This window comes from uncultured Planktosalinus sp., from assembly GCF_963973675.1.
Lineage (GTDB): Bacteria > Bacteroidota > Bacteroidia > Flavobacteriales > Flavobacteriaceae > Planktosalinus.
Genome location: NZ_CAXBAN010000140.1, coordinates 1 through 6,341 on the forward strand (window position 1 = coordinate 1; position 6,341 = coordinate 6,341).

Annotated in this window: 6 protein-coding genes; 4 read left to right on the plus strand and 2 right to left on the minus strand. The window is 34.2% G+C overall.

Going from position 1 to position 6,341, the window contains the following annotated elements; all coding sequences use genetic code 11:
- On the plus strand, positions 1–192 hold a 192-nt coding region (locus AACY61_RS06990; protein WP_339610860.1), incomplete at its 5' end, for a hypothetical protein.
- 52 nt (positions 193–244) lie between these two features.
- On the opposite strand, the gene AACY61_RS06995 is transcribed toward AACY61_RS06990, so the two are convergent.
- Both AACY61_RS06995 and AACY61_RS07000 read right to left on the minus strand, forming a co-directional pair.
- Entirely contained in the window at positions 245–1,894 is a 1,650-nt protein-coding gene (locus AACY61_RS06995) for a DUF6029 family protein (protein WP_339610861.1), read from the minus strand.
- Positions 1,895–1,923: 29 nt separating this feature from the next.
- Entirely contained in the window at positions 1,924–2,406 is a 483-nt protein-coding gene (locus AACY61_RS07000; RefSeq protein ID WP_339610862.1) for a TlpA disulfide reductase family protein, read from the minus strand.
- A 179-nt stretch (positions 2,407–2,585) separates the two neighbouring features.
- Between AACY61_RS07000 and AACY61_RS07005 the strand changes: the two genes are divergently transcribed.
- From AACY61_RS07005 to AACY61_RS07015, 3 genes are all read left to right on the plus strand, one after another.
- Positions 2,586–4,280: an Omp28-related outer membrane protein gene (locus AACY61_RS07005; RefSeq protein WP_339610863.1), complete on the plus strand. Its 1,695-nt coding sequence runs from the start codon at positions 2,586–2,588 to the stop codon at positions 4,278–4,280.
- Positions 4,281–4,327: 47 nt separating this feature from the next.
- Positions 4,328–5,062: a T9SS type A sorting domain-containing protein gene (locus tag AACY61_RS07010; RefSeq protein ID WP_339610864.1), complete on the plus strand. Its 735-nt coding sequence runs from the start codon at positions 4,328–4,330 to the stop codon at positions 5,060–5,062.
- A 16-nt stretch (positions 5,063–5,078) separates the two neighbouring features.
- Positions 5,079–6,341, plus strand: a 1,263-nt coding sequence (locus AACY61_RS07015) for an Omp28-related outer membrane protein (RefSeq protein ID WP_339610865.1), incomplete at its 3' end; no start/stop codon positions are given.

A 6,341-nucleotide genomic window follows, 5' to 3' on the forward strand; every position in this document is an offset into this window, starting at 1 on the left:
GAAGAAATTAAAAAGCTGACTGATGAATTGAAGTATACAGAAGGATTTTTAAAATCTGTTCAAAAAAAGCTCTCCAATGAGCGTTTTGTAAGCAATGCTCCAGAAGCTGTCATAGCAGCTGAAAGAAAAAAAGAATCTGATGCAGTGTCTAAAATCAAAACCTTGAAAGAAAGTATTTCGGGGTTACAATAAAAAAAAGGCTATAACTGTGTGAATTATAGCCTTTTTTATTCGTTTTTTTTGCTTAAAAAGTTACCGCAATATTCATAGAAAACCCTGTATTCTCAGGAACAAAACGACATACTCCACCTACACAAATCAAGCCTCCTCGTTGGCGCCCATAATTTACCGCAAAACGGGTTCTTCCTTTAGTGTAACTGCCTCCAAAGTTATAGTAGTGAATTTCATCTTCACCGCCATAATTCCAGGAGTCTGCTATATAGACTCCAAGTCTTGGTGAAAAATTGTATTCAAAAAGAGCAGCAGCCCAGTTTTTTCTGTCTTGTTCTGTCCATAAGTGCTGTAGCTCGAGACGCATTGATTTTCCGGAGCCTAAACGGTATGTGTGCTCAACCACGCCAATATTTGCAGTGATATCTTCAAAACCAAGCGGACTGCCATCTGTGATACCTTTGTCAATAATTACATTTGAATAGGTATAAATTCCACTTAATTTTTCTGAAAGTCTTTTTCTAATCTCCAGTGTGACTTCTCTGAAATAACGGTCACCTTTTCCGAGAAACTCAGATTTGTAACCATTGTTTTCAACATCATAAACTGCATCCAACCCTGACCAATAAGAGAAATTAAAATCGAGTTTTGTGCCATATTTTCCTCCAAAAAAAGTTTCTTTTTCAAAGGTATAAAATGCATCTACCTGCGTACCCATTTCGCCTGCTTGTTTTTGAAAGTCTTGTAAAATCAATCTTGCTTGCGGGTTGTAAACATAAATATTTGACAACATATAATCGTGTTGCTTAGTAAGTGAAGGGATATAATTTACTAATTGCTGGTTGTATTGATTTCCTTCTGCAAACCGATCTGCATAAAAACTAAAGTTTTCAATACGTCTTAAGGCGGCGTTAATGCCCAATCCTCGTTGTGAAAAACCTAGATTCAATAACACTGCTGATCCTTTATAAAGCTCTTCATTATTTGTGATTACACCTTCATTGACCAGAGCATCTGGCTCTTTATGTACTGCTTCAAAGGCAGCTGAAAAGCTTTTATATAGAAAGTCAATTCTACCTGCATAAGCATTAACTGTTGAAGGTAATGTATTGCTTCCCAAGTTGTCTTGATAACGCGCTACGTAACTACCTCCAAGGTCAATAAATAAATCGGCTGTATTTAACACTTGGCCTAGGTCAAGAATTGCATCTGCTCCTTGAATGACACCTTCAGAGACGTCAAAGCCATCTCGTTGTTCACCATAAACCGCCGTTAGATGAATAAAGTCTGTTGGAGAAAACTTAATCTTCACACCTTTAAGAGCATTGTTGATTCCAAGTTGCCTATCTTCCCAAAACCTTAAAATAAGACCACTTCCAAATTGCTCATAAAAATAACCACCTGTTATATCTAACGATTCGTGTTTAAAGTTTAAAAAGTAAGTTCCAATACCATTTCCGTCAATATTTGGTGCATACCCTAATAATGCGGTTGGAAGATATGATTCATACTGAATACCTGCAGTAAATTTTCCTAAATTATAATTTAAAGTAAAATAATTGTTAGCCCTGAATTGTTCATCAGGAGCTAAAATATTCAAGCCTTCATCATCTTGAAGCCATTGAGAATTCGATTCAAAACCTCCTGATAAATTACCATAATCTTGTGAAAATACAGATGTTGAAATTGCAAATAAAAATAGGGAGAGTAGCTTTTTTTTCATTTTAAAATTCATTTTAAATCTTTAATTATTTATTTTGAAAATTCAACAACTTTTTCATAAAGTTCATCTTCTGCACCCGGAGTATACCCCGAGTGTCTGTAAAGAATTTTGTTGTTTTTAACTACAAGAGTAAGTGGTACAGTTGCAGCTCCTAAAGCTCTTTTTAAATCATTGTTTGTGTCAAGTAAAAACTCATAATCCCATCTTTTCCCATTAATCATTGGTCTTACTCTTCTAACTGTTCTAGCGTCATCAACAGAAATAGCATATAAAACTACATTAGTTTCTGATTTCCAGTCGTCATAAACTTCACTTATAGCGTCTAGTTCATTTTTGCAGGGTACACACCAGGTTGCCCATAAGGAGATTATTATAATTTGGTCATTTTTGGAGATGTCTTGAATATTTACATCTGTACCATCAAGATTTTTTAAAACCATATCCGGAAGCTCTGTTTGAGCAAAAGATTGAAGAAACAAAAAGGAAATGAGAAATGTAACAACAGCTTTCATAATTATTTTTTTATATTAAAGAGCAATAATAATAATATAAAATTTAAATTTTGAAAGTTTTCTGTTTTTATTTAAATCTCAATCAAAAAAATGAAAGCTGTTAAAATTTATTTAAATTAATATTAAAAAAACTATATTTGAAAAATTCATGTTTTATAAACTTAAAAAAATCAACAGTTATGTTAAAAAAATTACTTTCAGTTTTTGCTTTACTTTTTGTTGCTTTTCCTCTTTTTAGTCAGACTATAGTGAGTACTGATCCGGAAAACAAAAAAGTAATTTTAGAGGAATTTACAGGTATTAATTGTGTTTATTGTCCAGATGGTCATGCCATTGCACAAGCAATTCAAAACAATAATCAAGGTGAAGTCTTTTTGGTGAATATACACGTTGGTGGCTTTGCTACACCAGGCGCAGGTCAACCAGATTATAGAACACCGTTTGGTACTGCAATCAACAACCAGGCGGGTGTACAAGGTTATCCTGCTGGGACTGTAAATAGACATGTATTTCCAGGTTGGTCTCAAAATGGAGCTAGTGGTACCGCAATGAGTAGGAACTTTTGGACGGCCGCGTCAAATCAAATTTTAGATCAGCCCTCCTACGTAAATATGGGCGTTGAAGCAAGTATAGATGTAAATACCCGAGAACTGACAGTTCATGTTGAAGCATACTATACAGATGATAGCCCGGTTGGAACGAATAAGCTCAATGTTGCATTGTTGCAAAATAATACATTAGGTCCACAAACAGGTGGAGGCATGGGTAACAACTATGTGCATATGCACCGATTAGTTCATATGGTAACCGGACAGTGGGGTGTTGATGTAAACACAACAACAGAAGGTAGTTTTGTTGACGAAACCTTTACATACACAATTCCAAATGATTATAATGGAGTGCCAGTAGACTTTTTTGAAGCAGAAATGGAAGTAGTGGTTTTTATGACTGAAACGCAACAAGAAGTTATCAGTGGAAATGGAAGTTATGCTACTTACACAGGCTTGGCAAATAATAACGATGCAGCAATTCAATCAGTTGTTGAAATTGATGATCAATGCTCTGGAGTTTTAGCTCCAACTATCAAAGTTCAAAATTTAGGTTTGGATCCATTAACTTCACTTGATATCGAATATTCAGTTAATGGAGGTACTCCTGAAATTTACACTTGGTCTGGAAACCTTACATCTCTTTTAATAGATGAAATTGAACTTCCTGAAATTTCTTATGATATTTTGGCTAGTAATGAATTGGTGATCAGTATTTCAGATGATGATGACAATTCAAATAACGAATATTCTGCTAATTTTGATCAAGCAATAGAAAGCTCTTATGAGTTAGACTTAACTATTCAAACTGATGGTTGGGGAACTGAAGTGCGTTGGAATATAAAAAATGCTGACGGAACAACAATCGCTCAAGGGGGGCCTTATGGTAACAATCAAACAATCAATGTTCCTACAATAACTGTTACAGACGATTGTTATACATTTAATCTAATTGATACTTTTGGTGATGGTGGTGGACCTGTTTCACTCGTGGATTCTGATGGGTTGGTTATTTACTCTACCGCCGGAAATTATGGTTCAGGTGAATCAACAAACTTCTCAACAACTGGGAATCCACTTAGCTTAAATGACAATGCCATAGATCATGTTGTTTTATACCCTAATCCTTCCTACGGAATAGTGAATGTAAAAGCAAACTCACCTGTTAGTTTGTCAGTTTTTGATATCACAGGAAAACTTATTGAAAGCTTTGAAGAGGTTAATAACGGCGAAAATATTGATTTATCAACTTTACAGGCTGGAATGTACCTTGTTAAAATCAATGATGGATTAAAACAACAAACTCAAAAATTAATTATAAAATAAATTATTTGGGAGGTTTGCAAAAACCTCCCAATTTAAAAAAAACAATGATGAAAAAGATTACACTATTATTTGCATCTATATTATTCACTACAGCTGCATTTTCTCAATTTACAGTAGAAGATTATGATGGAGAACCAATTCTTGACGGTGATATACGAACTTATACAACACTTGAAGAGTCTGAGGCTACACTCTATTTTTGGATCAATAATGATTCAGCAGAAGATATTCTCGTGAAAATAAAAAATGAGAGCATTACAAATTCAGACGGCTCAAGCTATCAGTTTTGTTTTGGTACTCTTTGTATTTTTGATGTTGAAGAAGGTCAGACATATCCTGTTTCAGGAGTTCCCGAAACAATTCCAGCTGGTGGCACCAACCCTCAATTTGATAAATTTTTTAATGAAAACCCGGGTGATGGAACAAATTATCCAATTGACTATGTATGGAAATTTTTCCAAGTAGATGAAAACGGAGATGAAATTGGTGAATCAATCACTTTCACATATCGATTTGACCCAACACTTAGCACCAACGAATTTGAAGGGAATAATTTAGGTGTTAAAATTCATAATACCCTAGCAAATCAAACTTTAATAATTGAATCTTTAAAAAGTGAAATTGACTTTACAATTTTTAATTTAAATGGTCAAAGTTTGTTATCAAATAAAGTTACAGCAGGAATGAATGAAATTAATGTTTCCAGTTTAACCACTGGTGTATATTTTATTAAATTCAACAATGTTGAAAACTCAACAACATTAAAGTTTGTTGTAAAATAAAATCCCAAATAATTTGATGAAAATTAGATATTTAATTGTTTCGTTCCTTGTGTTTAGTTTTATTATTTATTCATGTAGTGCAGACTATTTGGATAATCGATCTCAGGTAGATTTAAATTCAATAACCTTAAAGGCAAATATTGAAACCACAACTATAGGAATTGACCAAACTTTAGAGTTTACGGTTATCGGAAATGATGACCAAGATTATACGGCAGGCAGTACTATAAAAATAAATGGAGAAGCTATTGAGGGTGCTACATTTTCATTTTCTGAAGGAGGTGAATATACTTTTGAAGCTACCTATTCTGGATTAACTAGTAATGCTTTAACGTATAACGTAGCTACAGAAAAGTTTCTGGTAGTTGATAAATCAAAAGCCTTAAGGACTCAGGAAATAACCTTTCTGTTACTTAACCCAAATGGTGATGACGCCACCGGCGAAGGAACATTTTTTGTAAATGGTAATGAGATTGATGGAAATACTTTTAGCACATCAGAAGTTGGAACTTATGAAGTTTTTGCAAGCTATGACAATGGAGTAAGCCAGACAGAAACGGAATTTTTTGAAATATTTATTCCCAAACGAAAAGTTGTTTATGAAGACTATACCGGTGCTTGGTGTGGGTGGTGCGTTAGAGTAACCAATGCCGTACATTTATTGAAAGAGCAGTCTGAAGATGTTGTGGTTATTGCTATACACAATAACGATGAGATGGCTTTTCCACAAGAGGCACAGCTTAGAAATACGTTTGGTGTTACAGGTTTCCCTGCTGCTAAAATAAACAGGACAGACACAGCACCAAACCCGGAGGACGCCCCTTCTTCAATTGATTTTGCTCTTGAAACTGCCGGAGAGAATACCAGTTTGAGTATAGCAATAAACACACAATTAAATGGAAGCATTCTTTCGGTTAATACAAGTCTGATGTCTGAAAATGCTATTCCTTCTTCTCACAAAATTGTGGTGTATGTTTATCAAGATGGCTTAGTATTTCCACAAACTAATTATTATGTAAATACGCCTGAAAGTCCTTATTACCAAATGGGAAACCCTATTCTAGACTTTGTTCATAATGATGTTTTAGAGACCTCCTTAACAAATATATTTGGTGATCAATTACAGTCAACCAATGCTTTTGAAGTATTGTCAATTGATTTCGATCCAATTGATCTTTCCGCATACGCTAATACTTCAAATGGAAATACTTTTGATTATATTGATAAATACCCTGAGTTAAAAGAGTATGTTGAAAATGAATTAGTATTTGATCTTATC

Excerpts from the sequence above, each read along its gene's own strand:
- AACY61_RS06995 (WP_339610861.1), bottom strand. The coding sequence starts at position 1,894 with ATGAAAAAAAAGCTACTCTCCCTATTTTTATTTGCAATTTCAACATCT.
- AACY61_RS07010 (WP_339610864.1), top strand. The coding sequence starts at position 4,328 with ATGAAAAAGATTACACTATTATTTGCATCTATATTATTCACTACAGCT.
- AACY61_RS07005 (WP_339610863.1), top strand. The coding sequence starts at position 2,586 with ATGTTAAAAAAATTACTTTCAGTTTTTGCTTTACTTTTTGTTGCTTTT.
- AACY61_RS07000 (WP_339610862.1), bottom strand. The coding sequence starts at position 2,406 with ATGAAAGCTGTTGTTACATTTCTCATTTCCTTTTTGTTTCTTCAATCT.